Origin of the sequence: Halomonas sp. SCS19, assembly GCF_040147015.1 — a bacterium.
In the GTDB taxonomy this organism is placed as follows: Bacteria; Pseudomonadota; Gammaproteobacteria; order Pseudomonadales; family Halomonadaceae; genus Halomonas; species Halomonas litopenaei.
Window position 1 is genome coordinate 2,838,551 of the sequence record NZ_JAMSHN010000001.1, and the last position, 26,774, is coordinate 2,865,324.

Annotated in this window: 25 protein-coding genes and 1 pseudogene; 10 read left to right on the forward strand and 16 right to left on the reverse strand. The window is 65.6% G+C overall.

The genetic code is table 11. The features are described from left to right. Positions 1 to 6: 6 nt before the first annotated feature. Positions 7 to 1,014, reverse strand: coding sequence for a porphobilinogen synthase (gene hemB / locus NFH97_RS12455; RefSeq protein ID WP_108132299.1), 1,008 nt, complete (start codon positions 1,012 to 1,014; stop codon positions 7 to 9). Positions 1,015 to 1,218: 204 nt separating this feature from the next. On the opposite strand from hemB, the gene elbB reads away from it, so the two are divergent. After that, the gene (elbB, locus tag NFH97_RS12460; protein ID WP_108449754.1) at positions 1,219 to 1,884 is read left to right on the forward strand and encodes an isoprenoid biosynthesis glyoxalase ElbB; all 666 of its coding nucleotides are present in this window, start codon (positions 1,219 to 1,221) and stop codon (positions 1,882 to 1,884) included. Positions 1,885 to 2,043: 159 nt separating this feature from the next. Here the strand turns inward: elbB and tatC are convergent, their stop codons facing one another. From tatC to NFH97_RS12525, 13 genes are all read right to left on the reverse strand, one after another. Further along, entirely contained in the window at positions 2,044 to 2,820 is a 777-nt protein-coding gene (tatC, locus tag NFH97_RS12465; protein WP_045991159.1) for a twin-arginine translocase subunit TatC, read from the reverse strand. Then, positions 2,817 to 3,287, reverse strand: coding sequence for a Sec-independent protein translocase protein TatB (gene tatB, locus NFH97_RS12470; RefSeq protein WP_045991158.1), 471 nt, complete (start codon positions 3,285 to 3,287; stop codon positions 2,817 to 2,819). Before tatB ends, tatC begins: the two co-directional genes overlap by 4 nt. 6 nt (positions 3,288 to 3,293) lie before the next feature. Continuing rightward, entirely contained in the window at positions 3,294 to 3,557 is a 264-nt protein-coding gene (gene tatA / locus NFH97_RS12475; RefSeq protein ID WP_045991157.1) for a Sec-independent protein translocase subunit TatA, read from the reverse strand. 57 nt (positions 3,558 to 3,614) lie between these two features. Then, positions 3,615 to 3,947 (reverse strand): phosphoribosyl-ATP diphosphatase, encoded by a 333-nt coding sequence (locus NFH97_RS12480; protein WP_045991156.1) that lies wholly within the window; start codon positions 3,945 to 3,947, stop codon positions 3,615 to 3,617. 22 nt (positions 3,948 to 3,969) lie between these two features. Then, positions 3,970 to 5,592 (reverse strand): ubiquinone biosynthesis regulatory protein kinase UbiB, encoded by a 1,623-nt coding sequence (ubiB, locus tag NFH97_RS12485; protein ID WP_045991155.1) that lies wholly within the window; start codon positions 5,590 to 5,592, stop codon positions 3,970 to 3,972. Next, the gene (locus NFH97_RS12490) at positions 5,589 to 6,230 is read right to left on the reverse strand and encodes a ubiquinone biosynthesis accessory factor UbiJ (RefSeq protein WP_045991278.1); all 642 of its coding nucleotides are present in this window, start codon (positions 6,228 to 6,230) and stop codon (positions 5,589 to 5,591) included. The genes ubiB and NFH97_RS12490 overlap by 4 nt, the downstream gene beginning before the upstream one ends. Positions 6,231 to 6,237: 7 nt before the next feature. Beyond that, complete coding sequence (ubiE, locus tag NFH97_RS12495; protein WP_222516055.1) at positions 6,238 to 6,984, reverse strand: bifunctional demethylmenaquinone methyltransferase/2-methoxy-6-polyprenyl-1,4-benzoquinol methylase UbiE; 747 nt, start codon at positions 6,982 to 6,984, stop codon at positions 6,238 to 6,240. A 128-nt stretch (positions 6,985 to 7,112) separates the two neighbouring features. Next, a complete protein-coding gene (locus NFH97_RS12500) occupies positions 7,113 to 7,496 on the reverse strand; it encodes a gamma-butyrobetaine hydroxylase family protein (protein WP_045991153.1) in 384 nt (127 codons plus the stop codon). Positions 7,497 to 7,619: 123 nt separating this feature from the next. After that, positions 7,620 to 8,942 carry an ATP-dependent protease ATPase subunit HslU gene (gene hslU, locus NFH97_RS12505; RefSeq protein WP_222516054.1) on the reverse strand — a complete coding sequence of 441 codons (1,323 nt, stop codon included), beginning with the start codon at positions 8,940 to 8,942 and terminating at the stop codon, positions 7,620 to 7,622. 2 nt (positions 8,943 to 8,944) lie between these two features. Next, positions 8,945 to 9,463 carry an ATP-dependent protease subunit HslV gene (hslV, locus tag NFH97_RS12510; protein WP_045991151.1) on the reverse strand — a complete coding sequence of 173 codons (519 nt, stop codon included), beginning with the start codon at positions 9,461 to 9,463 and terminating at the stop codon, positions 8,945 to 8,947. 273 nt (positions 9,464 to 9,736) lie between these two features. Further along, the gene (locus tag NFH97_RS12515) at positions 9,737 to 10,471 is read right to left on the reverse strand and encodes an SPOR domain-containing protein (protein WP_108132302.1); all 735 of its coding nucleotides are present in this window, start codon (positions 10,469 to 10,471) and stop codon (positions 9,737 to 9,739) included. Positions 10,472 to 10,474: 3 nt separating this feature from the next. Then, positions 10,475 to 12,160, reverse strand: a complete 1,686-nt coding sequence (argS, locus tag NFH97_RS12520; protein ID WP_349624886.1) for an arginine--tRNA ligase — start codon at positions 12,158 to 12,160, stop codon at positions 10,475 to 10,477. Between the two features lie 139 nt (positions 12,161 to 12,299). Continuing rightward, complete coding sequence (locus NFH97_RS12525) at positions 12,300 to 14,525, reverse strand: primosomal protein N' (RefSeq protein WP_349624887.1); 2,226 nt, start codon at positions 14,523 to 14,525, stop codon at positions 12,300 to 12,302. 169 nt (positions 14,526 to 14,694) lie between these two features. On the opposite strand from NFH97_RS12525, the gene rpmE reads away from it, so the two are divergent. After that, positions 14,695 to 14,907 carry a 50S ribosomal protein L31 gene (rpmE, locus tag NFH97_RS12530; RefSeq protein WP_045991147.1) on the forward strand — a complete coding sequence of 71 codons (213 nt, stop codon included), beginning with the start codon at positions 14,695 to 14,697 and terminating at the stop codon, positions 14,905 to 14,907. A gap of 502 nt (positions 14,908 to 15,409) precedes the next feature. Beyond that, positions 15,410 to 16,681: a malic enzyme-like NAD(P)-binding protein gene (locus NFH97_RS12535; RefSeq protein ID WP_045991146.1), complete on the forward strand. Its 1,272-nt coding sequence runs from the start codon at positions 15,410 to 15,412 to the stop codon at positions 16,679 to 16,681. Positions 16,682 to 17,181: 500 nt separating this feature from the next. Here NFH97_RS12535 and NFH97_RS12540 read toward each other — a convergent pair whose 3' ends face one another. Beyond that, complete coding sequence (locus NFH97_RS12540; protein ID WP_349624888.1) at positions 17,182 to 17,886, reverse strand: DUF481 domain-containing protein; 705 nt, start codon at positions 17,884 to 17,886, stop codon at positions 17,182 to 17,184. Between the two features lie 147 nt (positions 17,887 to 18,033). After that, positions 18,034 to 20,562: a penicillin-binding protein 1A gene (locus NFH97_RS12545; RefSeq protein WP_108132307.1), complete on the reverse strand. Its 2,529-nt coding sequence runs from the start codon at positions 20,560 to 20,562 to the stop codon at positions 18,034 to 18,036. Positions 20,563 to 20,801: 239 nt separating this feature from the next. Between NFH97_RS12545 and pilM the strand changes: the two genes are divergently transcribed. From pilM to aroB, 7 genes and pseudogenes are all read left to right on the forward strand, one after another. Beyond that, a complete protein-coding gene (pilM, locus tag NFH97_RS12550; RefSeq protein WP_045991143.1) occupies positions 20,802 to 21,854 on the forward strand; it encodes a type IV pilus assembly protein PilM in 1,053 nt (350 codons plus the stop codon). Continuing rightward, positions 21,851 to 22,423, forward strand: coding sequence for a PilN domain-containing protein (locus NFH97_RS12555; protein ID WP_222570016.1), 573 nt, complete (start codon positions 21,851 to 21,853; stop codon positions 22,421 to 22,423). Before pilM ends, NFH97_RS12555 begins: the two co-directional genes overlap by 4 nt. Beyond that, complete coding sequence (locus tag NFH97_RS12560) at positions 22,420 to 23,109, forward strand: type IV pilus inner membrane component PilO (protein ID WP_108449768.1); 690 nt, start codon at positions 22,420 to 22,422, stop codon at positions 23,107 to 23,109. The genes NFH97_RS12555 and NFH97_RS12560 overlap by 4 nt, the downstream gene beginning before the upstream one ends. Continuing rightward, complete coding sequence (locus NFH97_RS12565; RefSeq protein WP_108132312.1) at positions 23,106 to 23,597, forward strand: pilus assembly protein PilP; 492 nt, start codon at positions 23,106 to 23,108, stop codon at positions 23,595 to 23,597. The genes NFH97_RS12560 and NFH97_RS12565 overlap by 4 nt, the downstream gene beginning before the upstream one ends. Before the next feature lie 122 nt (positions 23,598 to 23,719). Next, a pseudogene (locus tag NFH97_RS12570) lies at positions 23,720 to 25,009 on the forward strand (type IV pilus secretin PilQ); the annotation flags it as partial. Further along, positions 25,009 to 25,557 carry a shikimate kinase AroK gene (gene aroK, locus NFH97_RS12575; RefSeq protein ID WP_045991139.1) on the forward strand — a complete coding sequence of 183 codons (549 nt, stop codon included), beginning with the start codon at positions 25,009 to 25,011 and terminating at the stop codon, positions 25,555 to 25,557. The pseudogene NFH97_RS12570 and the gene aroK, both read left to right, overlap by 1 nt. Continuing rightward, positions 25,554 to 26,672, forward strand: coding sequence for a 3-dehydroquinate synthase (gene aroB, locus NFH97_RS12580; RefSeq protein WP_045991138.1), 1,119 nt, complete (start codon positions 25,554 to 25,556; stop codon positions 26,670 to 26,672). The genes aroK and aroB overlap by 4 nt, the downstream gene beginning before the upstream one ends. Positions 26,673 to 26,774: the final 102 nt, after the last annotated feature.

A 26,774-nucleotide genomic window follows, 5' to 3' on the forward strand; every position in this document is an offset into this window, starting at 1 on the left:
CCCTGATCAGCGGGCCAATAGCCTGGCCGCGCGTTTGGCAAAGTAGGTCAGCACGCCGTCGGCGCCGGCACGCTTGAAGCACATCAGCGACTCGAGGATGACAGTGTCAGCGTCCAGCCAGCCGTTGTCGAAGGCGGCCATGTGCATGGCGTATTCACCGCTCACCTGATAGGCGTAGGTGGGCACCCGCAGCTCGTCCTTGACCCGGCGGACCACGTCCAGGTAGGGCATGCCGGGCTTGACCATCACCATGTCGGCACCTTCGGTGATGTCCATGGCGACCTCGTGGAGGGCCTCGTCGCTGTTGGCCGGGTCCATCTGGTAGGTCGACTTGTCGGCCTTGCCCAGGTTGGCCGCCGAGCCCACCGCATCGCGGAAGGGGCCGTAGTAGCGCGAGGCGTACTTGGCGCTGTAGGCCATGATGCGGGTGTTGGGCAGGCCTTCACGCTCGAGCAGTTCACGGATGGCACCGATACGCCCGTCCATCATGTCGGAAGGGGCGACCACGTCGGCCCCGGCCTCGGCATGGGACAGCGCCTGCTTGATCAGGGTCTCGACGGTGCGGTCATTGGCCACATAGCCGTCTTCATCGAGGATGCCGTCCTGACCGTGGCTGGTGTAGGGGTCCAGGGCGACATCGGTGATCACGCCGAGCTCGGGCAGGGCGGCCTTGAGCTCGCGCACGCTACGCTGGACCAGGCCGCTGGCGCTGTAGGCTTCCTCCGCCAGCTCGCTCTTCTTGTCGGCGTCGACCACCGGAAACAGCGCAATGGCGGGAATGCCCAGCTCGACGGCCTCGCGGGCTTCTTCGATCAACAGGTCCAGCGACAGGCGCTCGACCCCGGGCATGGACGGTACAGCCTCACGGCGGCCTTCGCCCTCGAGCACGAAGACTGGCCAGATCAGATCGTCGGCACTCAGCTGGTTCTCGCGCATCAGGCGGCGGGAGAAGTCGTCCTTGCGCATGCGGCGAGGACGGCTGGCGGGGTAAAGACGAGGGGTAATGGCACTCAAGACGGCACTCCACGGAAGCAAGGATTCGGCGCCACGCGCTAGTCTGGTGGCACTTCATGACAAAAGCATGACATTGATTGAGTATATTCCTCCTCTCCCGTTCGCCGAAAGTCGCGTCTTGTCGCACCCGTGGCGACTCTCTAGAGTAGTGGCAGTCTTGGCCGCGTCCGGGCCCGTTCGCGACGCGCTATAAAGGAGAATGACATGAGTAAACAGGTAGCGATCGTCTTGTCGGGCTGCGGCGTACAGGATGGTTCCGAGATCTACGAGACCACCCTGACCCTGCTGCGCCTGGACCAGCTGGGCATCGCCTATCGCTGTTTTGCCCCGGATATCGCTCACCAGGAGGTGATCGACCACCACAGCGGGGAGGCCGTCGAGGCGTCGCGCAATGTGCTGGTCGAGTCCGCCCGCCTGGCTCGTGGCGAGATTTCGCCGCTGGACGAACTGTCGGCATCGGACTTCGATGCCCTGATCCTGCCCGGTGGCTTCGGGGTGGCCAAGAATCTTTCGAACTACGCCACGGCCAAGTCCGAGATGGAGGTCCACGAAGACCTGGCTGAGTTGTTGATCGAGTTTCACGATGCGCGCAAGCCGATCGGTCTGATGTGCATCGCGCCGGTGCTGGTGCCCAAGGTGCTGGGGCCGGGCATCGCCGTCACCATCGGTACCGACCCCGAGGTGTGTGGCTGCATCAGCGCCATGGGCGGCCTGCATCGCAGCTGTGCGGTGGACGATATCGTGGTGGACTTCGAGCATCGCCTGGTGACCACCCCCGCCTATATGCTGGCCACCCGCATCAGCGAGGCGGCGCTGGGCATCAACAAGCTGGTGGATCGCATCGACGAGATGATGGACGTCAACACCTGAGCGCCGTCTCAGCGGGGCCATGCCCCGCTGAGACGCCACTGATCATTGTCGCCAAGCGCCTTGAACAACACCGGTGCGAGAGCGGTAAAAAAGCAAAGCCCGAGGCCAATGCCTCGGGCTTTGTGCATTCTGCTGACGGGGGCTCTGCCGGTGTGGCGATCACGCCTCGTCCGGCGCTTCCTCGTCATCGCTGCTCCGCCTCTTGACCAGCCGGCCGAACAGCAGCCCGACCTCGTAGAGCAGGTACATGGGTACCGCCAGCAGGCTCTGGCTGACCACGTCCGGCGGGGTCATCAGCATGCCGATGACGAAACAGCCGAGGATGACGTAGGGGCGCTTGGCGCTCAGGCTCTTGACGCTGGCGGCGCCGGTGAGGATGAGCAGGAAGGTGGCAATCGGGATCTCGAAGGCGATACCGAAGGCGAAGAACAGCTTCAGCACGAAGTTGAGATACTGGTTGATATCGGTCATCACCTGCACGTTCTCCGGCCCGGTCTGGGTGAAGAAGGCGAACAGCAGGGGAAAGACCACGTAGTAGGCGAAGGCCGCGCCGAGATAGAACAGCAGGACGCTCGAGGCCAGAAGCGGTAGCGCCAGGGCCTTTTCCTTGTCGTACAGCCCTGGCGCCACGAAGGCCCAGGCCTGGTGCAGGACGAAGGGAATGGCCACGAACACCGCCACTACCAGGGTCAACTTGAACGGCGCCAGGAAGGGCGACGCCACCTCGGTGGCGATCATCTGGGAGCCTTCCGGCAGCAGCTCCATCAGGGGGTCTGCGACAAACTGGTAGATGTCGTTGGAAAAGGCGTAGAGCGCCAGGAAGATCACCAGGATGGCGATCACGGCGCGCATCAGCCGCGAGCGCAGCTCCACCAGGTGTTCGATCAGTGGGGCGTGGCCCTGACTTGACGGCGGAGTGTCACCGGTATCGCTCATCGGGTGGCGGAGTCCTTGTGCTCGGAAGAGGCGGTGTCATCGCTGGGAGCGGGGGAGAGCGTGGAAGCCGAAGCGCTGGACGACGAGGCGCGTGCGGCGCTGTCGACGGCGTCGTCCAGCCGCTGGCCGGCCGAGGCAGACTGGGCGCCGGTGGAATCCGCCTGCCCGCCGTTGCCCTTGTTCGGGGTGTCGGCGATGGATTCCACGCTGCGCTTGGCTTGTTCGGCGCTGCGCTTGGCCTGGTTGACGCTGTCGTCCAGCTTGCGTTCCTGCTCCTTGAGCTTCTGGCGCAGTTCCTCGGCCTCGAGCTGGGCGCTGATCTCACGCTGCATGCCGGCCACCGAACGCTTGATGCGTCCGATCCACAGGCCGGCGGTACGCGCGGCCTTGGGCAGGCGCTCGGGACCCAGCACCAGCAGTCCCACCACCCCGATGATCAGCAGTTCCAGAAAGCCGATATCGAACATGTGGCGTTACTTGCGCTCGTCGGAGGATTCGGGCTTGCGCTCCGCCTCGACGTCGTAGGTGTTGTTGGGCGTATCGGTCTCGTCATGACGGACCTGAGCCTGGGGCTTGGCCTCCTCCGACTTGTCCTCATCTTCGTTGACGGCCTTCTTGAAGCCCTTGACCGCGCCACCCAGGTCGCTGCCAACGTTGCGGAGCTTCTTGGTGCCGAAGATCAGGATGATGATGCCGAGTACGATCAGCAGTTGCCAGATACTGATACCACCTAACATAAGAACTTCCTCAATATGCGGCGCCAGGCGCCGTGAATCGTTGGTTCCCGCCGAGGCTCAGGAGCGGCGCGAGGCCTTCTCCTCATGCCCCGATACGCCGAAGCGTCGGGCGAGTTCATCCAGCACCTGCCGATGGTCGAGTCCCAGGTGCGAGAGCATCACCAGACTATGAAACCACAGGTCTGCCGTTTCGGCGATCAACGCCTCGCGACTGGCTGGATCCGCGTCAACATCCTTGGCGGCAAGCACGGTCTCCACCGCCTCTTCGCCCACCTTCTCGAGTATCTTGTTCAGCCCCTTGTGATGCAAGGAGGCAACGTAGGAAGTGTCAGGATCGGCGTGCCGACGTTCGCTGAGGGCGGCGTCGAGCTGGTTCAGAATATCGCTCATCGGTGAAGATTCCATTAAAAGATCAGTTCCAGATCACCAGCAGTGTGCCGATGCCCGCAGCGACCAGGACCGGCCAGGGCTGATCGGTCAACCAGCCGGACAGCGGTTGCCAGGCCAGCGCCACCGCGGCCAGGGCGAGCCCCAGTCGCGTCCGGCGTATGCGCCTGGCCTGGCGGGTCAGCTGGCCGAGAATATGGGTCATGACCTCGCCCTGCTGGGTGATCTGGCGCGATCGCTTCTCGGTCTGGGACAGCGCCTGGTGGGCCAGCACCGGCAATTCCGGTAGCTGCCGGGTCAGCTCCGGTGCCTGCCGCTTGAACGACTCCCACAGGCCCTGGGCGCCGGCGCGCTCCTTCATCCAGCGCTCCAGGTAGGGCTTGGCGGTGGCCCACAGGTCCAGGTCCGGGTAGAGCTGACGGCCCAGACCCTCGATATTGAGCAGGGTCTTCTGCAGCAACACCAGCTGGGGCTGGACTTCCATGTTGAAACGCCGCGCGGTCTGGAACAGGCCCAGCAGCACCTGGCCGAACGAGATGTCCTTGAGCGGTTTCTCGAGGATCGGCTCGCATACCGTGCGCACCGCCGCCGCGAACTCGTTGGCGCGGGTATCTTCGGCCACCCAGCCGGACTCGATGTGCAGCGCCGCGACCTCGTAGTAGTCCTGGTGGAAGAAGGCCAGCAGGTTGCGCGCCAGGTAGTCCTGGTCTTCCCGGGTAAGGCTGCCGACGATGCCGCAGTCGATGGCGATGTACTGGGGGTCGGACGGCGCCTGGCGGGAGACGAAGATGTTGCCCGGGTGCATGTCGGCGTGGAAGAAGTTGTCGCGGAACACCTGGGTGAAGAAGATCTCCACGCCGCGCTCGGCCAGACGCTTCAGGTCGGTGCCCTGGGCCTTGAGCGCCTCGATGTCGGCCACCGGCACGCCGTGGATGCGTTCCTGGACCATCACCTTGTGGCGGGTCAGCGGCCAGTGGATCGACGGCACATACAACAGTGGCGACTTGTCGAAGTTGCGCTTGAGCTGGGAGGTGTTGGCCGCTTCCTTGGTCAGGTCGAGCTCGTCGAACAGGGTGGTCTCGTAGTCGCGGACCACTTCCACCGGGTGCAGCCGGCGCGCTTCCGGCACCTTGTTCAGCGCTCGCGCCACCAGGTACATCAGCGCCATGTCCTGGCGCATGACCCGCTCGATGCCTGGGCGAATCACCTTGACTACCACGTCCTGGCCGTCGGGCAGCCTGGCGGTGTGGACCTGGGCGATCGAGGCCGAGGCCAGCGGCTCACGGGAAAATTCGGCGAACAGTACCTCGAGCGGCTCGCCCAGGGACTCCTCGATCAGTGCTTCGGCCTGCTCGCCGGGGAAGGGCGGTACCTGATCCTGCAGCCGCTTGAGTTCATTGGCGATATCGTCGGGGAACAGGTCGCGACGGGTCGACAACATCTGGCCGAACTTGACGAAGATCGGTCCTAGCGACTCCAGCGCCAGACGCAGGCGTTCGCCGCGGGAGCGCTCGCCGACGGGAATCAGCTTGAGCGGCGACCAGGTGAATATCAGCCGCAGCCACCAGGGCAGCTTTTCCAGCGGCAGCAGGGTGTCGAGACGGTAGCGGGTGACGACCCAGATGATGCGCAGCGGGCGGAGGATCATGAGACGTCGTTCTCCCGGGCCAGGCGACGGGTCAGGCGCTTGAGACGTGCCTCGGTACGGTCGGTGGCCAGCTCCAGTTCGGTCAGCGCCTCGCGCATGGCCTCGAGCTGATGGCGGCCGGGCAGCCAGCGGGCTTCCTCGAAGACGTACTCGGAGACATCGGCACACAGCTCACGGTGGGTGCGCAGGCCCCAGCGGGACAGGCCGCGCAGGCCTTCGGCGAGCTGGTGAGCCGGCAGGTCGCCGAGATAGCGGGCAAGCTCAGCCTCCCAGTCCAGGTCGAGATCCAGCAGCAGGTCGCGGGTCGCCTCGAGCAGGTGGATCTTGCCGCGCACCGCCAGACGGCCCTCGAACATCAGCCGTTCCATGTCGGCGCCGCCGGCCAGCCGGCCCAGGGTGTCGCTGTCCAGCTCGACGATGGCGTCCCAGGCGCCTTCATCGACCTCGTCCACCAGCAGCAGGTCAACCCCCTGGGGGTGATAGCACAGCGCCAGCTGGACACGCGGGGACTCCAGGCACATCAGCACCCGCTGGCCCGCCAGCGAGCGCAGCCGAGAAGGCGAGGCAGGGTCGCGTGCGAGCAGGGCGTTGACGGTCTTCTCGATGCCGGCCAGCAGCAGGGTCGGGGTCAAGGCCATCATGTCCTCAAAGCTTGATGCCGCGATGCAGCGCGACGATGCCGCCGGTGAGATTGGTGTATTCGACGCGCTCGAGTCCGGCGGTTTCCATCATGCCCTTGAGCGTTTCCTGATCCGGGTGCATGCGGATCGACTCGGCCAGATAGCGATAGCTGTCGGCGTCGCCGGCCACCATTTCGCCCATCTTCGGCAGCAGACGGAAGGAGTACTCGTCGTAGGCGCGGGTCAACAGCGGATTGTCGGGCTTGGAGAATTCCAGCACCAGCAGGCGGCCGCCGGGCTTGAGGATGCGCGCCATGGAGGCCAGGGCGGCGTCCTTGTCGGTGACGTTGCGCAGACCGAAGGCGATGGTGATGCAGTCGAAGGTATTGTCGGGAAATGGCAGGCATTCGGCATTGGCCTGGACGTACTCGACGTTGCCACCGACACCACGGTCGATCAGCTTGTCGCGTCCCACCCCAAGCATGGAGGCGTTGATGTCGGCCAGCACCACCTTGCCGCGCGGTCCCACCATGCGCGAGAACTTCAGCGCCAGGTCGCCGGTACCGCCGGCGATGTCGAGTACGCTATGACCAGGCCGGACGCCGGAACGTTCGATGGTCAGGCGCTTCCACAGCCGATGGATACCGAAGGACATCAGGTCGTTCATCACGTCGTAGCGAGCCGCCACGCTGTGGAAGACATCGGCGACACGTGAGGCCTTTTCCTCGACCGGCACGTCCTGAAAACCGAAGTGGGTGGTGCGCTTATCCATGGGACTCCCGAGTCGTGAGCGATTGCGAGAAGAGCCGATGGGGGCTCTTTGGCAGCGGCCATTGTAGCCTTGCCGAGGTGGCTTGTCTTTGACCGTCACCCGGCTTGTCGCCACACCGGTGTCGATCGCTACAGCTGACGGATCTCGATACCCAGCGGCTCGCGACTGGCGCCGGCCTCGTCCAGACGCTTGAGATAGTCGGTCCAGTTGGCCTCGCGCTCGCGGATCAGCCAGTCCAGATAGTCCCAGCTGTAAAGGCCGCTGTCGTGGCCATCGTCGAAGTGCAGCTTGAGGGCGTAGCGGCCCGCCTGGGTGATGTCGGCAAGGCCCACGTCCTTCTTGCCCACCTGAAGGGTGGCGGTGTCGCCGCCGTGGCCACGGACCTCGGCGGAGGGAGAAAACACCCGCAGGTACTCCACCGACAGGCGGTGGCGGGAGCCGTCGGCGTAGCCGATCTCGAGCTCGCGGGCCTTTCTGTGGTAGTGCACCAGGGTCGGAGTGGGGGCGCTCATGGCGATCCTCTCTGTTTCAGCACGGTGGGCGTGCCCTGACTTCAGCATTTGCGGCATCGAAAGCACGACCGGGCCGCGGCGCAGTGCGCGGCGGCCCGGTCATCGAGGGTGCTTGGCCGGTGGTTACAGGATATACCGGCTCAGATCCTCGTCCATGGCCAGTTCGCCGAGCTGAGAATCGACGTAGGCACGGTCGATGATCAGCGGGTTGCCGAGATCCGAGCCCTTGAACGAGGCCTCCTCGAGCAGCCGCTCCATTACCGTGTGCAGGCGACGGGCGCCGATGTTCTCGGTGCCTTCATTGACGTTGAAGGCGATCTCGGCGATGCGCTCGATGCCGTCATCGGTGAAGCGCACTTCGAGGCCGTCGGTGGCCAGCAGCGCCTCGTACTGACGGGTCAGGGCGGCGGACGGCTCGGTCAGGATGCGCTTGAAGTCGTCCGGCGTCAGCGCCGACAGCTCGACACGGATCGGCAGACGGCCCTGCAGCTCGGGGATCAGATCCGAGGGACGCGACAGGTGGAAGGCGCCGGAGGCGATGAACAGGATGTGGTCGGTCTTCACCATGCCGTACTTGGTCGACACCGTGGAGCCTTCGATCAGCGGCAGCAGGTCGCGCTGGACGCCCTCGCGGGAGACCTCACCGCCGCTGGACTGACCGCTGCCCTTGGCGACCTTGTCGATCTCGTCGAGGAAGACGATGCCGTTCTGCTCCACCGCCTCCACCGCGCGGGACTTGATGTCGTCCTCGTTGACCAGCTTGCCGGCCTCTTCGTCGCGCAGGATGGTGAAGGCCTCCTTGACCGTGACCTTGCGGGTCTCGGTCTTGCCCTTGCCCATGCCGGAGAACAGGTTCTGTAGCTGGCTGGTCATCTCTTCCATGCCCGGCGGTGTCTGGAACTCGAGGTTGGGTGCCTGGGGCGACACCTGGATCTCGATCTCCTTGTCGTCGAGCTGGCCTTCACGCAGCTTCTTCCTGAACATCTGGCGCGTCGAGGAGTCCTCGCGCGGCTCGTTTTCCTGGCCACGGGGCGGCGGCAGCAGGGCGTCGAGGATGCGATCCTCGGCGGCGTCCTCGGCGCGGTGGCCGACCTCTTCCTTGGCCTGCTCGCGTACCAGCTTGATCGCTGCCTCGGTCAGGTCACGGATGATCGACTCGACGTCACGGCCGACGTAGCCCACCTCGGTGAACTTGGTCGCCTCGACCTTGATGAAGGGAGCCTTGGCCAGCTTGGCCAGGCGCCGGGCGATTTCGGTCTTGCCGACGCCGGTGGGGCCGATCATCAGAATGTTCTTGGGGGTGACCTCCTGGCGCAGCTCGCCGTCGAGCTGCATGCGGCGCCAGCGGTTACGCAGGGCGATGGCCACGGAGCGCTTGGCATCCTGTTGACCGACGATGTACTGATCCAGCGCGTGGACGATTTCGCGGGGCGTCATCTGGGTCATGATCAAAGCTCTTCCAGGGTCACGTGATGGTTGGTGAACACGCAGATGTCACCGGCGATCTCCAGCGACTTCTCGGTGATCTCGCGGGGCGACAGTTCCGTGTTCTCGAGCAGCGCGCGGGCGGCGGACAGGGCGTAGTTGCCGCCGGAGCCGATGGCGATGATGCCACGCTCGGGTTCCACCACGTCACCGTTGCCGGTGATGATCAGCGAGGCCTTCTTGTCGGCCACCGCCAGCAGCGCCTCGAGGCGGCGCAGGGCGCGATCGGTGCGCCAGTCCTTGGCCAGCTCCACCGCGGCCTTGACCAGGTTGCCCTGGTACTTCTCCAGCTGGGCCTCGAAGCGTTCGAACAGGGTGAAGGCGTCGGCGGTGCCGCCGGCAAAACCGGCCAGCACCTGGCCGTGATAGAGGCGACGCACCTTGCTGGCGTTGCCCTTCATCACCGTGTTGCCCAGTGACACCTGGCCATCGCCGGCCAATGCCACCTGGTCGCCGCGGCGAACGGAAACGATCGTGGTCATGGAGAATTCTCCTTGGGGAAGCCGAGGCCTCCGGTGACTGTCGAGGGGCAGAGCCCTCTGCATAAGCGATAGGCTGGTAGGTGCGGGCGGGTCGCAAGGATTTCAAGCGCGGGCGACTCGGGAATGCGGCTCGCTGCGCCAAGAAGACGGTGCAACAGAGGAAGAGAGACGCCGCCACGATGGGTGCTTGAGCGGTGGCCAGCACGCACCAGGCCCAGACGTGATGTTCTGGGCCTGGTGGGCGTAGCTTCAGAAGGAGGAGGTGTGCCGACGTCAGTTCTGCAGCTGGATCAGCAGCGGCTCGATGCCTTGAGTGCTCATTAGATCCTGGGCCCGCGACAGTTCATTGCGATCGCTGTAGGGGCCGACCTGCACGCGATGCCAGGTGGCGCCGCCGGTGGCTTCGACCTCGCTGATCTTGGCCAGCAGGCCGAAGTCCTTGAGTCGCCCGGCGAGCTGTCGGGCATCGTTGACCTCGCGGAAGGAGGCCGCCTGCAGCATGTAGCGACGCTCGGCGCTGCGCGGTGTCTCGGATGGCGTGGACGACGCTTCCTCTTCGCGGGAGTTGGCGGCGATCACCGCGGCGATGGGGTCGTCCGCGGAGATCTCGTCCTCGCTCGGCTGGGCCGCCTCGGGGCGCTTGGCGGTGGACGCCGGCATCTCCTCGTCGGAGGCGATGACTTCGGACTCCGGCAGCAGGGTATAGAACTCGAACGTCGGCATCGGCGGCTCGCTTTCGCTGGCCTGTCCGCCTTGTGCACTGCCACTCGCATTGCTGCCCTGCTGCTCGCCGCTGGAGGGCTTGGGCAGTACCGCCGCCACCGGTGAACGGGGATCCTGCCAGGGAGCGGTACCGTTCTGGTGGTGGGCCAGCAGGAAGCCTGCGACCACGCCGACGGCGGCCCACAGCCAGCCGGGGATACCTCCGCGGGCCTGCTTGGGTGCTTGCCTGCGCTTCTGGCTGGTGGTTGCTCCGCGCTTGCGCGGGGGCGCCTTGCGAGTGGCCATGGCTTACATCTCCTCCGGTGCACCGACGCCCATCAGGTCGAGTCCATTACGCAGCACCTGACGCGCGGCCAGGCCCAGCGCCAGGCGCGCATTGCGCAGGGCGTCGTCGTCGACCATGACTTTGCAGGCGTTGTAGCAGCTATGGAAGTCGGCTGCCAGATCCTGCAAATATTGGGCGATCTGCTGCGGCTCTCGGGCCTTGGCGGCGTGCTCGACCACCTCGGGATAGCGCGCCAGGCGATTGAGCAGGGCCTTTTCCTGGTCTGCCTCAAGCAGGCCCAGGTTGGCCATGGCGGTGGCGTGGTCGAAGGCCAGGCCTTCGCTCTCGGCCTTGCGCAGCACGCTGCACACCCGGGCGTGGGCGTACTGGACGTAGTACACCGGGTTGTCATTGGACTGCGAGCGCGCCAGATCGATGTCGAAGGTCAGCTGGGAGTCGGCGCGACGGGCGGCGAGGAAGAAGCGGGTGGCGTCGCGGCCGACCTCGTCGATCAGGTCGCGCAGGGTAACGTAGCTGCCGGCCCGCTTGGACAGCTTGACCTCGACCCCGGAACGGGTGACCAGCACCATCTGGTGCAGCACATAGTCCGGCCAGCCCTGGGGGATACCGACATCCAGCGCCTGCAGGCCGGCGCGTACCCGGGTCACGGTGGAGTGGTGGTCGGCACCCTGCTCGTTGATCACGCTGGTGAAGCCGCGCTGCCACTTGTCCAGGTGGTAGGCCACGTCGGGCAGGAAGTAGGTGTAGCCGCCCTCGCTCTTGCGCATCACCCGATCCTTGTCGTCACCGAAGTCGGTGGTGCGCAGCCACAGGGCGCCGTCCTGCTCGTAGGTGTGGCCGTTTTCGGTCAGGCGACGGGCGGTCTCCTCGACCTTGCCCTGCTGGTACAGCGAGGACTCGAGGAAGTAGACATCGAAGCCGACGCCGAAGGCGCGCAGGTCCAGGTCCTGTTCGCGACGCAGGTAGGCCACTGCGAACTCGCGGATGGCGTCGAGATCCTCCGGGTCACCCTTGGCGGTGACGTGGCGGTCGTCGGCGTGGATGGTCTCGCCGGCCAGGTAGGCCTTGGCCACGTCCTCGATGTAGCCACCGCGGTAGCCGTCCTCCGGCCAGCCGTCGCTGTCCGGGCCCAGCCCCTTGGCGCGGGCCTGCACCGACAGCGCCAGATTGGTGATCTGGGCGCCGGCGTCGTTGTAGTAGAACTCGCGGGTGACGTCGTAGCCGGTGGCCTCGAGCAGGCGACACAGGCAGTCGCCCACCGCGGCTCCTCGGCCGTGGCCGACATGAAGGGGGCCGGTGGGGTTGGCGGAAACGAACTCCACCTGCACCTTTTCGCCAGCGCCGGCCAGGCTGCGGCCGAAGGCGTCGCCGGCGTCCAGCACCTGGCGCACCACCTGGGCCGCGGCGTCGGTGGCGGCGAAGAAGTTGATAAAGCCGGGGCCGGCGATCTCGACCTTGGACACGGCGGCGCTTTCGGGCAGGGCCGCTACCAGTTTTTCCGCCACCTGGCGCGGTGCGGCCTTGGCCGGCTTGGCCAGCATCAGGGCGAGGTTGGTGGCGTAGTCGCCGTGGGCCTTGTCCTTGGTCGGGTCGACCTTGTAGGCCGGGGAAAGCTCCTGGGGAACGACTTCCTGCTGCTTGAGCTCGGCAAGAGCGGCATCCAGCAGCGCAACGATGGTGTCTTTCATGAGGCGTCTATGTCCTGTGGCACGGTGGCCGAGCGTGGCGAATCCTGGCGGGAGCACCTGTCGGCGGGCAGACCGCGTATTATCGATGATTGCGCCTGGCCTTTAAAGGCCGGGGCGGCAAAGCTCAGCGTATCGGACCTCAGCTCAGGGTCTGCGGATCGACGTCAATGGACCAGCGGATACGCCGCGCCTCGGGCCAGGCTTCCAGACGGTGGGCTAGCCATTCGAGCGCGGGGTGCAGCTGACTGCGTCGCTCCGCCATCAGCGCGATCTGCAGGTGGTAGCGGTTCTGACGGCGCTCCATGGGGGCAGGTACCGGGCCGAGGCAGTCGAGATCCAGAGCCAGGCTACGTACCTGCTCGCGCAATTCGCCGGCGATCTCCCGGGCGAGTGCCGTCAGGGCGTCTTCCCGGGGGCCTTCCAGGCGGACCAGGGACATGAAGCGCAGTGGCGGCAGGGCGGCGATGCGGCGTTCTTCCAGCAGCGACTCGGCCAGGGCGTCGTAGCCGCGCTCGGCCAATAGACGAAGGCTGGGGTCGTCCGGGTGCATGGTCTGCACCAGCACTCGGCCAGGGTGGGCGGCGCGGCCGGCGCGCCCGGCCACCTGCTCAAGCAACTGGGCCGAGTGCTCCAGCGCGCGAAAGTCGCTGGCGTAGAGGCCGGCGTCGGCGTTGACCACCACGACCAGGGTGACGTGGGGCAGATGGTGGCCCTTGGCCAGCATCTGGGTCCCGACCAGGATCGCTGGTTCGCCACGCCGGACCTCGGTGAGCATCTTCTCGAGCGCGTCCTTGGCCCGGGTGCTATCGCGGTCGATGCGGTGGACCGGGGTCTCGGCAAAGGTTTCGGCCAGGCTCTCCTCCGTACGCTCGGTGCCGCTACCCAGCGGACGCAGGTCGGCGCTGCCGCAGTCCGGGCAGGCGTCGGGAATGACCCGGCGGCGATCGCAGTGGTGGCAGGCCAGCATCGGCGGCTGGCGGTGCCAGGTCATGCGTGCGTCACAGTGGTCGCACTCGGCCATCCAGCCGCAGGCGTGACAAGCCAGGGTGGGGGCGAAACCGCGGCGATTGATGAACACCAGCACCTGGTGGCCGGCATCCAGCGTTGCCTTGATGGCGTCGATGACCGGCGGAATCAGGCCGCCGCGTCGAGGGCGCCCCTTGAGGTCGACCAGCTCCAGTCGAGCGGGAGCGTGGCGAGTGGCCCGCCGGGTCAGCCGCAGGTGAGCGTAGTCACCGGTGCGCGCGCGGTGCAGGCTCTCCAGCGATGGCGTGGCGCTCCCCAGCAGCAGCGGAATGCCATGGCGCTTGGCGCGCACCACCGCCAGGTCGCGGGCGTGGTAGCGTAGTCCGTCCTGCTGCTTGAACGAACCGTCGTGCTCTTCGTCGACGATGATCAGGCCTGGGCGAGCCAGCGGGGTGAAGATGGCCGAGCGGGTGCCGATGATAATCGGCGCCCTCCCGCTGGCCGCCGCCTCCCAGGCGTCCAGGCGCTCGTGGTCGGTCAGCCCCGAGTGCAGTGCCACCACCGGGACCCGGAAGCGCTGGCGAAAGCGCCCCAGGGTCTGCGGAGTCAGGCCGATTTCGGGAATCAGCACCAGCGCCTGGCGCTTCTTGGCCACCACCGCCTCGATCAACTGCAGGTAGACCTCGGTCTTGCCGCTGCCGGTCACCCCGTGCAGCAGGCAAGGGTGAAAGCGGTCGAGCCCCTGGTGGAGCTGGTTCAGCGCCTTGGCCTGCTCGTCGTTCAGGGCCAGCGCCGGGCTCGCCAGCAGGCCCTGGCTGTCGTCGGGGGTGGGGCCGGTGAGGGTTTCCTCGTGGCAGCTCACCAGCCCCTTGGCTTCCAGCGCCTTGAGCTGGTCGCGGGTGAAGGATTGCGCCTGGATCACCTGGGTGGTGAGGCCCTGGGGATGCTGGCGCAGCATCTCCAGCAGTTCGGCCTGGCGCGGAGCCCGGCCCAGGCGGGCAGGATCGCCGTTCAAGGCGACCTGCCAGCGTTCGCGTACCCGCGCCTCCAGCGGGCGTCCCTGACGCAGCAACACCGGCATGGCATGGGCCAGGGTGTCGCCGAGGGCGTGCTGGTAGTAGCGCGAGGTGAATCGACATAACCACAGCCAATCGCCTGGCAGCGGCGCCTTGTCCAGACAGGCCTGGATCGGCTTCAGCTTGGCCAGCGGCAGGTCGCTGTCGTCACGACAGTCGACGATGACGCCCACCACCTGACGGCGGCCGAACTCGACGCGCACGCGCAGCCCCGGCGACCAGCCCCCTTGCGGGGGCACCCCCTGGGGGAGGTAGTCGAACAGGCGGCGAAGGGGGGATGGAATGGCGATCCGCAGCACGCGCGGGGCAGGAGAGTCAGCCAATTGGCCTCCACAATGAAGTCTGCTAGAATACTCCGCCGCTTCCTTGATGGGAGCGGATCACCGGCCGGCACAGGGGCTTGACGACGCACCAACGAGTGCCCGTGCCATTACCCGTATGCGGTGCCTGGCAATGGATCAGGTGGCGGCATACCGAAAAGTGAGGTTCACGATGAAACAAGGTATCCACCCGGATTACAAGACGGTCAATGCGACCTGTTCCTGCGGCGCCACCTTCGAGGTCGGTTCCACCGCTGGCCACGACCTGAGCCTGGACGTCTGCTCTCAGTGCCACCCGTTCTACACCGGCAAGCAGAAGCAGGCCACCACCGGTGGTCGCGTCGAGCGCTTCAACAAGCGTTTCGGTGCCGCGCTCAAGCGTTGATCGTACGGAGCTGAACGCGCCAGCGAGAAACGCTGGTCGACGATGCTCGGGCAATGTCCCCTTCGAACCCGCCTTCATGGCGGGTTCGTTGCGTCTTGGGGCGCGCAGAGGAACGTGGGGAAAGGACAGGGGGCAAAGGGCAGGGCCCGCGACCGCGTGAGCGTTCCCGTTATTGCGTTGCATCAATGCGCAACGCGCGGCGGGCGACTAGGCTTCAAGCAGCAAAGGGAGGCGATGGTCGGGCCTCATCGTTGTCAATGGGCGAACTCACGCTTGCCCGAGCGGTGAGCTTCCAGCGTCACCCTTGGCCCATCTCTGCGCTCACCTTCCTTGCATCTTTCTTCATGACAAGGGTTGGTGCAATGCAGCAAAAGTTGTCGACATTGTCAGCGAAAATCCTGAAACGGGCGTATAACTGACGCTTTTCTCAATCGTGTTGAGAAATGGAATATTTTTCTATATTGTGTTGCCACCGTTCCACAAGGACATCCGGACACCAAGCATGACGGACGCAAAGAAGCAGGCTGCGCTGGACTATCACGCCCTCCCCATTCCCGGAAAGCTGTCGGTCGAACTGACCAAGCCGACCGCCACGGCCAAGGACCTGGCGCTGGCCTACAGTCCCGGCGTGGCGGAGCCGGTGCGAGAGATCGCGCGGGACCCGGAAAACGCCTATCGCTATACCGGCAAGGGCAACACCGTGGCGGTGATCTCCGACGGCACCGCCATCCTTGGCCTCGGTAACCTGGGGCCGCTGGCGAGCAAGCCGGTGATGGAAGGCAAGGGTGTGCTGTTCAAGTGCTTCGCCGGCATCAACTCTGTGGATATCGAGGTCGACGCCGAGAGTCCCCAGGCATTCATCGATACCGTGGCGCGGATCGCCGACAGCTGGGGCGGCATCAACCTCGAGGACATCAAGGCACCGGAGTGTTTCGAGATCGAGCAGGCGCTGGTCGAGCGCTGCAAGATCCCGGTGTTTCACGATGATCAGCATGGCACCGCCATCGTCACGGCGGCGGGTATGCTCAATGCGCTGGAAATTGCCGGCAAGTCCCTCGACCAGGCGCGTATCGTGTGCATGGGCGCCGGCGCCGCGGCGATCGCCTGCATGAAGCTGCTGGTGGCCTGTGGTGCTCGCCCCGAGAACCTGGTGATGCTCGACCGCAAGGGCGTTATCCATACAGGTCGTGAGGACCTCAACCAGTACAAGGCGATGTTTGCGGTGGACACCGACAAGCGCACCCTGGATGACGCCATCGATGGTGCCGATGTGTTCATCGGTCTGTCCGGCCCTGGCCTGATGACCGCCGATCATATTCGCAAGATGGCCAAGGACCCGATCGTCTTCGCCTGCACCAATCCGGATCCGGAGATCCATCCCGACCTGGCGCGGGAGACCCGCCCGGACGTGATCATGGCCACCGGACGTTCGGACTATCCGAACCAGGTCAACAACGTGCTCGGTTTTCCCTTTATCTTCCGCGGTGCCCTGGACGTGCGCGCCACCCGCATCAACGAAGAGATGAAGGTCGCCGCCGTCCACGCGCTCAAGGACCTGGCGCGGGAGCCGGTGCCCCAGGCGGTGCTGGAAGCCTACGAGCAGGACGCCATGAGCTTCGGCCGTGAGTACATCATTCCGACCCCGGTGGACGTGCGTCTGCTGGAGCGGGTGACCTCGGCGGTGGCCCAGGCGGCGGTGGACTCCGGCGTGGCCAGAAAGCCCTACCCGTCGCACTATCCGCTCAAGACCATCGACGACGTCTACGGCGGCTGAGCCAGGCGCCGATAGATCCAGGCGCCGCTAGATCCAGACGTCTCGACAGCAACGACAAGGCCCTCCAGTGGAGGGCCTTGTCGCGTCTGGTGGCCGTAATCCGATCGGTCCTGGTCGCTAGAACTCGTAGTGCAGTGACGCCGAGGTGATGCGGTCGGTCTTGGCCTCGGCGTCCTCAAGGGATGAGAGCTGCTTGAGAACTCGTGGCGCAGGAGCCGGTCTGTTCTTGATCGGGGGCTGCCCTAGAACTCGTAGTGCAGTGACGCCGAGGTGATGCGGTCGGTCTTGGCCTCGGCGTCCTCAAGGGATGAGAGCTGCTTGAGAACTCGTGGCGCAGGAGCCGGTCTGTTCTTGATCGGGGGCTGCCCTAGAACTCGTAGCGTAGCGAGGCCGAGGTGATGCGGTCGGTCTTGGCCTCGGCATCCTCGGGGGGATCCCAAGGGATGAGAGCTGCTTGAGAACTCGTATCGCAGCGAGGCCATCGGGGAATGGACGCTGCTTTAGAACTCGTAGCGCAGCGAGGCCGAGGTGATGCGGTCGGTCTTGGCCTCGGCGTCCTCGGGGGGATCCGAATTGTGCTTGATCTCGTGGGACAGGCGCAGCGACATATGGGCGTTGATGCGGGTATCCAGGGCGGTATAGGAGCGCACCGTCGAGTTCTTGCGGGTGGTCTCCAGCGACAGTTCCTGTTCGAGGGTGGCGCTATCGCTCAGCGCATAGCCGGCCTCCAGGGCGCCGTAGGCCACCGCCAGACGCTGGTCGTTCTCGCCGGGCAGGATGTCGGCACGATAGCCGGGGCCTGCCTCCAGCGCCAGGTGGGCGCGATCGTCGTCGATCAGCTGGCGGCCGTAGCCGGTGATGGCGGTGAACTGGTGGTCGTAGCCGCTGAAGCGATCCTTCTCCCAGCGGCCGAAGCCGAACAGATAGTGCGGGCCGACCAGTTCGCGGCGTTGGCGAAAGGACACCAGATACTGCTCCGCACTGGTCTCGCTGTCCTCGCTGGCGTGGCGGGCCTCGCCGCGCAGGCGTGACAGCCAGGCCCCCTGCAGCCAGGTCAGCTGAGCCTTGCCGAGAAAGGTCTCGCTGTTGGAGTTGCCCGACAGATGGGTGTAGCCGAACTCGACATGGCCGAGAAAGTCCGGCGAGTCGTCATGGACGGGGATCGGGGCGTAGAAGGCGTCCGCCAGCGCGGCATTTATCGGCACAAAAAGCCCGAAAATGCATAGTGCCGTCGCGGGCAAATGAAAACGGGAAATCACCATAAGGTGGTCTCTAGGAAGGTTCAAGGCGTGGTGGGTAGCGCGAAGTGACAAGGGACCCCTCCTTCCCGACGGGAAGGAGGGGTAATGGCCTTAGAAGATGGCTTCGTAGGCGCCGGTACCCTGGGAGCCGCTGTGGCGCTCGACGGCGCTTTCGACACGGCGGGGCTGTACGGTGGGCATGTGGTCTTCGTCGAACAGTTCCTCGACGCCGCCACCCTGGCCGTCGCGCAGCAGGCGACCGCTGTTGGCGTCGACCCTGGCGGTGATGATGCCGGGCGGCTGTTCGGGGATGTTCTCCGGCTTGCCGGCCAGCGCCTGGCCCATGAAGTCGACCCAGATCGGCAAGGCGGCCTGGGCGCCGTACTCGGCGGTGGGGGTGTTGTCGTCCTTGCCCACCCACACGGTGGCAGCGTAGTCGCCGTTGAAGCCGGCAAACCAGGCATCACGCTGGTCGTTGGTGGTGCCGGTCTTGCCGACGATGTCGGTGCGCTCGAGTGCCAGGGCGCGGCGGGCGGTGCCGCGCTCGACCACGTCGCGCAGCATGTCGCGCAGCAGGTAGACGGCACGCTCGTTGGCGACCCTGGGCGCCACCTCGTAGGTCTTGCCGTCGATCTCTGTGGTGGTCTGGCTTTCGCTGCATTCGCGGCAGGCCACGCGGGGGCTTGCCTCTTCCACCAGGGTCTGCTGCTCACCCTGGGTGATCTTCTCGATGAACCAGGGCGATACCCGGAAGCCGCCGTTGGCCAGCACCGCGTAGGCGTTGGTCATCTCCAGCGGGGTCAGGCTGGCGCTGCCCAGTGCCAGCGACAGGCCGTTGGGTAGACGATCACGGGAGAAGCCGAAATCCACCAGGAAGTCGATGGTGCGACTCAGCCCGATGTTCTGCAGAAGGCGAATGGTGACCAGGTTGCGCGAGCGGGCAAGGCCGACCCGCAGTCGGGTCGGGCCGAGGAAGTCACCGCTGGAGTTGGACGGGCGCCACAGTTCGTTGCTGCCGTCGTTGAGCACCACCGGGGCGTCGTTGATGACGGTGGCGGGGGTCACCTCGCCACTGTTCAGGCCCGCCAGGTAGATGAACGGCTTGAAGATGGAGCCGGCCTGGCGACGGGCCTGAATCGCGCGGTTGAACTTGCTGGCGTCGAAGTCGAAGCCGGCCTGGAGTGCGAGGATCGCGCCGGTCTGCGGGTCCATCACCACCAGTGAGCCCTCGGCACCGGGCTGCTGGGACAGGCGCCAGCTGCCGTCCTCGCGCTGGAGGATGCGCACCAGGTCACCCCGGCTGGCGATCTCTGAGGCCGAGGACGGTGAGGCGCCACGATAGCGGGCACTCTTGTAGGGCGCGGCCCAGTCCAGCCCGTCCCAGGACAGGGTGATCAGCTCGCCCTCATGGGCCAGCACCTGCATCTCGCGGCCTTCGCTCTTCACCACGATGGCGGGTTCCAGCGGACCATAGGTCGGGGTGCGCTCCAGTACCTGCAGCCAGTTGCTGACGTCGCCGTCGACGCCCTCGACGCTGGTCTGGCTGCGTTCGGCCGCGCGACGGGCCGTTTCCATGACCTCGGGGGACTCGGACAGCTCTTCCTCCAGGCCGGTGCGCTCGGTCTTTTCCTGGGCTTCGGCCAGACTCTGAGGAATCTCGGTGTCCTCAGGCCCGCGCCAGCCATGGCGGGTGTCGTAGGCGATCAGGCCATTGGCCAGCGCCTGGCGAGCCATGGGCTGGAGCTCGCTGTCGATGGTGGTGGTGATGCGATAGCTGCCGGTATAGGCCTCGTCACCGAAGCGATCGGTGGCGAACTGACGGGCCATCTCGGCGACATAGTCGGCCTGAACCTCGGCCTTGGCCACGTGGCGACTGGCGGTGATCGGCGCCTGAACCGCCTCGTCATAGGCGCTCCGGTCGATGTAGCCCAGCTCACGCATGCGAAACAGGATCCAGTTGCGGCGAATCAGCGCGCGCTCGGCGTTGGCCAGGGGGTTGAAGGCCGAAGGCGCCTTGGGCAGGCCTGCGATCATCGCGTGCTGGGCCAGCGTCAGCTCATCGAGCGGCTTGTCGTAGTAGACCTCGGCGGCGGCGGCGATGCCGTAGGCACGGTGCCCCAGGAAGATCTTGTTGACATAGAGCTCCATGATTTCCTGTTTGCTCAGGATCTGTTCCATCTGCAGCGACAACAGGATCTCACGCAGCTTGCGGGTAAAGGTACGATCCAGCGTCAGCAGATAGTTGCGCGCCACCTGCATGGTGATGGTCGAACCGCCCGACTGGATATCGCCACCGCTGGACACCAGTTCCACTGCGGCCCGCGCCAGGCCCTTGGGGTCGACGCCGGGGTGTTCGAAGAACGCCGAATCCTCTGCTGCCATCAGTGCCTGGAGCATTGGCTCGGGAATGTCCTCGAAGTCGACCGGCATGCGGCGTTCCTCGCCGAATTCGCCGATCAGCTGACCGTCGCGGGTATAGATGCGCAGTGGTGTCTGCAGCTCGAAGTCCTGCAGTTGACGGACATCGGGAAGCCCAGGAGCGAAGTAGAGGGCGGCACCGACGACGCCCAGGGCCGCGGCGGCGCCAAGCGATATCACCAGCCACACGGCGGAGAAAATGAGCGTTCTGAGATACTTCATGAAATCGCGGTGTCCATGCTGAGAACGAAAAACGGCGGGGCGAAGAGATGGGGTAAGGCAGTCCTTTGCGTCGGCCATTATAGGAACTGGGAGGGCCTGTCACCACCATTGTGACGAATTGCCCGTCTTGTTGCACAAAGTGCCGTCATGGATCAGTAAGGCCCGGCCCGGTTTTGGCTAGGCTGGCGCCACAGCGTCGTGCATCGGGCGCGGTGCCATGGTGGCAGTGTGATGGGCTCATGTGGTTTTCCTCGAAGGACAAGGGTCTGGTCGGTGTCGATATCACCTCCGCCTCGGTCAAGTTGATCGAGCTGGTGGAGGACGACGCCGGCCACCGCGTGGCCGGCTACGCGGTCAGACCGCTGCGTCAAGGGGCCGTGGTGGAGCGCCGCATACGTGATATGGGCGAGGTCATCGAGGTGCTGTCGCGGGTGGTCGAGCTGGCCTCTCCAGGGAGTCGAGAGGCCGCCGTGGCGGTGCCATCCCGCGCGGCGATAACCCGGGTACTGCGCTATCCGGCAGCGCTCGATGATGAAGAGATCGAGGCCCGTATCGAATGGGAGTCAGACAAGCACATACCGTTTCCGTTCCGTGAGGTGGCCTTTGACTTCTATCGCCTGGGGCGCTGCTCCGACGATCCGCAGTGGCAGGAGGTACTGCTGGTGGCCTGTCGTCGCCAGGACGTCGAGCAATTGACCCAGGCGCTGGAGGCCAGCGGGCTCATGCCTGCGGCGGTGGATGTCGAGAGCTTCGCCATCGAGCGGGCCATCGCTGGCCTTTGCCGTCGTCGCCGACTGGGGGACGGCGCCCTGGCCCTGGTGGACGTGGGCGCCTACCTCAACACGCTGCACGTGGTGGTGGCCGGGCGCATCGTCTACAGCCATGACAGCCTGTTCGGCGGCATGCAGCTCACCGAAGCGATCCAGCGTCACTACGGTATCGGCATGGATGAGGCCGGCTTCGGCAAGAAACGGGGCGGTTTGCCGGACGACTATTCGCAGACGGTGCTGGGGCCCTTCGTCGAGACCCTGGTGGAGCACATCCAGCGATCGTTGCAGCTGTATCAGGTGTCGGACCATGTGCGCCCGCTCGAGCGACTGCTGTTGACGGGAGGTGGCAGCCTGGTCGCGGGGCTTGCCGATCGTCTGAGCCAGGCCCTCGGCCTGCCGGTCAGCCAGGTGGACCCGCTGGAGGGGATGGCGCTCAAGCCATCGCTGGACGCGGCGGCACTACGCGGCGAAGCGCCGGCCCTGCTGACCGCCTGCGGCCTGGCCATGCGAGGACGACCATGAAAGATGTGACGATCAACGAGGTCCAGGTCAATCTGCTTGACTGGCGCGAGGCCGCTCGCGCCAGGCGCACGCGACGCTTCTGGCTGGCGGTGGCGCTGTCGGCGTTGGCGGGTGTCGGGCTCGCGTTGATGGCGACGCTCTGGCTGCAGTGGGGGTTGAGGCAGATGGAGGCCCGCCAGCGACATGTCGCCGCTGCCGTCGAGCGTCTGGAAGAAAAGTCCGCCGAGATGGTAGATCTCGAACGCCAGCTCTCATTGCTGGATCAGGAACAGGCGTTGCTCGAGCGGCTGCAGGACGAGCGGCGCCAGACGCTTGCGGTGGTCAACGCCCTGGCAGCCACCCTGGCGCCGGGGGTCCGCTATCAGCGTGTCGAGCGCATCGGCGACAGATTGATGCTCGAGGGCGAGGCCGTGGACAGCGCCAGGCTGGTCGAGCAGCTGCGCTCCCTCGAGCGAGCGCAGGTCTTTGCCGAACCACTCTTGTCGCGGGTGGGGGCCGAGCAGGGCTATCAGCATTTTGCGCTGGAGATGACCCTCGCGGCATTGCCGGCGCTTGAGCCCTTGCCATGAATTCAGAGCAGGGCGGTGACGTCAGCTGGCGTGAGCGCTGGCTCGATGAGTGGCGCCGGCTCAAGGCGCTGGACTGGCGTCGGCTGGAGCTGAGTGAGGCCGGGCGCTGGCCGATGTCGCTGCGGACCCTGGTGGCGATCCTGGCTTTCGTGCTCGCCCTGGTGGCCATGGTGGTGGGCTATCTGCATCCCCTGTCACAGCGTCTGGTGGAGCTGCAGCGTCAGGAGCGAGAGGTGGTTGCCGACTTCGAAGGTCGCGCACGCGAGTTGGCGGAGCTTGATCGCCTCAAGCGGCTGTTGGTGGATCTCGATCAGCGTGTCAGCGAGCGGCGGCGCATGTTGCCGGATGGCGCCGCCATCCCATCGCTGTTGGAAGGCATCGGCCAGGTGGCCAAGCGTCGCGGGCTATCGCTGGAGGAGCTCGAACTGAGGCCGGCGCGCCCCCTGGAGCTTTATGTCGAGCGGCCTTTTGATCTGCGGGTGCGGGGCGACTACCACGCCATCGGTGGTTTCGTGGCTGATCTGGCCAACCTGCCCCGACTGGTGACGTTGCACGATTTCAGCCTGTCGCCGGTCGAGGGAGGGCTTGAGCTGCACGCGCTGGCGCAGACCTACAGTATTGGTGACGGCGCGCGCGTCGCGGATTCGACGCCGGATGCCGCCGATGCGCTGGTGGAGGATTCATGAGGCGGCGCCGGCTGGTGGGCGTGCTGATGGGCGCCTTGTTGGGTGTGGCCCTGACGGGTTGCCAGCAGGCGGACCTCGACGCCCTGGATCGGCGTCTGGCCGAGGCGCTGGCGCCGGAGCTCGATCGGCGGCCGGTAGCGTTGCCCGAGGTGGTGAGCCTGCCGGTGCTTCAGTATCGCTACGCCAACGCGAGAAGCCCCTTTCGCTTCGAGGGCCAGGGCTTCGGCGGTCAGCGGTTTGGGCAAGGCAGCGGTCTTGCTGCCTTTTCCCTGGACGAACTTGAACTGGTGGGAGTGCTGGGTCGAGGGCAGCGGCATTGGGCGCTGTTCGAGGCGCCCGATGGTCATCTCTATCGGGTGGCGCAAGGGGAGATGCTGGCCAATCCGCCCGCCAGGGTCGCGGCGATCAGCGCTGAGGCCGTCAGGCTGGAGGCGGTTGCAGGCAAGGACTATCGCTGGAAGGAGCGTGTCATGAGGGTAGGCGAGTGAGCAGGCGACCTGATATCGGTTCATGTCGGACAGGCGAATCGGCGTTTTCGCCTGGGCAGGCGATCGCGCGGTGGCTGGTGGGGCTGGTGGTCGGTGTGCTGCTGGTGTCGCCGGGCTGGGCGCAGGGCGAGGGCTATCAGGGCGCGCCGATCACTCTGAACTTTCAGGATGTCGAGGTGCGCTCGGTGCTGTCGGTGTTGAGTGACTTCACCGGCCTCAATATCGTCGCCAGTGATAGCGTCGCTGGGCGGGTGACCCTGAACCTGGAAGCGGTGCCCTGGGACCAGGCGCTGGACATGGTGCTGGAGAGCCAGGGGCTCGATAGTCGTCGGCAGGGCGACATCCTGCTGGTGGCGCCGGCCTCGGAACTGGCCGAGCGTGATCGCCTCAAGCTCGAGGCGGCCTCGCGGCTGGACGAGCTTGAGCCCCTGGTGACCGAACACATCGAAGTGCGCTATGCCAAGGCGGCGGAGCTCGCCGCCTTGCTGCGTGGCGAGAACGGTTTCGGGCTGTTGTCCGATCGCGGGCGCGTGGCCACCGATCCGCGCACCAATACCCTGCTGGTCCAGGACGTGGCCAGTCAGCTTGACGAGATTCGCTGGACCCTGGCGCGCCTGGATGTGCCGGTACGCCAGGTGCAGATTTCGGCGCGCATCGTGGTGGCCCGAGACAACACCGCCGAGGAGATTGGCGTCAACTGGGGCGCGCGCAGCCGCCACGACAAGTTGCCTGTGGGGAGCGGGGACGGTGCCCTGTCCGGGGCGCTGGGTGAATCGGTACAGATCGGTGATGGGGTCTTCGGCAATCGAGGGGATGCCTACGGTGGCCTGGGGGTGGATCTGGGCGATGCCCTGGATCCGGGAAGCTCTTTCAAGTTCGGCTATCTGGCCGGGGATGTGCTGCTGGATCTGGAGTTGCATGCGCTGGAGAGCGAGGGCAAGAGCCAGACCATCTCCGAGCCGCGGGTGATTACCGCCAATCAGCACACCGCCCTGATCAAGCAGGGCAAGGAGATCCCCTACCAGGAGTCCACCTCCAGCGGTGCCACCAACGTGGAGTTCAAGGAGGCGGTGCTGGCGCTTGAGGTCACCCCGCAGATTACCAGCGATGACCGCATCGTCATGGATCTGACCATCAACAATGACACCCTGGCCGAGCAGAGCTTCGACGGCGAGCCGGCCATCGATACGAACGAGATCCAGACCCAGGTGCTGGTCGAGGACGGCGAGACCGTGGTGCTGGGGGGGATTCTCACCACCCAGCAGCTGCATACGCTGTACAAGACGCCCTGGCTTGGCGATATCCCCTGGCTGGGAAAGCTGTTTCGCTATACCGAGGACGTCAACGATAAGGTAGAGTTGTTGGTATTCATCACTCCCCGGATACTCGACGACGGCCTGGCGACTCACTGATGCAGGAAGTACCCAACCTGATTCTGATAGGCCCCATGGGGGCGGGAAAGAGCACCATCGGCCGCCTGCTGGCGGCCGAATTGTCACGTCCGTTCTACGACAGTGACCACGAGATTCAGTCACGCTGTGGCGCGGATATCCCCTGGATATTCGATGTCGAGGGCGAGAGCGGCTTTCGTGACAGGGAAAGCGCCATGATCAGCGAGCTGGTGGACTACGACAAGGTAGTGATCGCCACTGGCGGCGGCGCGGTGCTGCGCGAGGAAAATCGCCAGCGTATCCGCGAGGGCGGTACCGTCATCTATCTGTTCACTACCGTGGAGCAGCAGTTGAAGCGCACCGCCAAGGATCGCAACCGGCCGCTTCTGCAGCGCGGCGATCGCGAGCAACTGCTGCGCGACATGTTCGCCCTGCGTGACCCGCTGTATCGCGCCACCGCGGACCTGGTGATCCGCACCGACCGCCGCGGGCCGCGCTCGGTGGTCAACGATATCGTTCGTCGCGTCCATCGCCTCCTCGACCCTCTCACCTGCAAGGCCTCATCATGAGCACACCCACGTCCGTGAATCCCTTGACCCTGACCGTCGCCCTGGGCGATCGCAGCTACCCCATCCATATCGGACCGGGGCTGGTCGATGACGGTGAGCGTCTGGCCTCCTATCTCAGTGGTCGCCAGGTGATGGTGGTGACCAACGACACCGTTGCCGCGCACTATCTCGAGCGGTTGACCTCGGCGCTGTCAGCGGCCGACGACCGCCTCAGGATAGAGACCCTGGTGCTGCCGGATGGTGAAGCCCACAAGAATGTCGATGGCGTCTCGCGCATCTGGGACGCCCTGCTGGAGGCCGGTTTCAACCGCAAGGCCACGCTGGTGGCGCTGGGCGGCGGGGTGATCGGCGATATGGTCGGCTTCGCCGCGGCGTCCTACCAGCGCGGCATCTCCTTTATCCAGGTGCCCACCACTCTGCTGTCCCAGGTGGATTCTTCGGTAGGGGGCAAGACCGGGGTCAATCATCCGCTGGGCAAGAACATGATTGGCGCCTTCTGGCAGCCCCGCGCAGTGCTGATCGATACCGCCACGCTCTCGACCCTGCCCGAGCGGGAGCTGTCCGCGGGTCTTGCCGAGGTGATCAAGTACGGACTGATCCATGACAGTGACTTTCTCGGCTGGCTGGAAGATGAGATGGCTGCGCTGCGTGACCTCGACGATGTTGTGCTCGCCAAGGCCATCGAACGTAGTTGCGCGATCAAGGCCGAGATCGTCGCCCTCGACGAGACCGAGCAGGACGTGCGGGCGCTTTTGAATCTGGGGCACACCTTCGGGCACGCCATCGAGGCCTACATGGGTTATGGCACCTGGCTGCACGGCGAGGCGGTGGGTGTGGGCATGCTGATGGCGGCGGACCTGTCGATGCGCCAGGGCTTTATCGAGCAGGCCGATGTGACGCGCACCCGTCGAGTGATCGAGCGGGCGGGTCTGCCGGTGGCGGCGCCCAGGGAAATGACGGTTGAGGATTTCGTGTCGCGCATGAAGCTCGACAAGAAAAATACCGATGACCGCATGCGCCTGGTGCTGATGCGCGCGCTCGGTGAGGCCTGCGTCTACGATCAGACCCCGCCGGCGCTGCTCGGCGAATGCATCGAGGCCTACCCGCGGGCCTGATGATGCCAGTCTCCAGCGTATCGACTGCGACGCCCGCCTTGCGCGGGCGTTGTCGTGTCTGGGGCACGCCGAGCTGCAAGGTTGGCTTTGGTTGGCACGGGT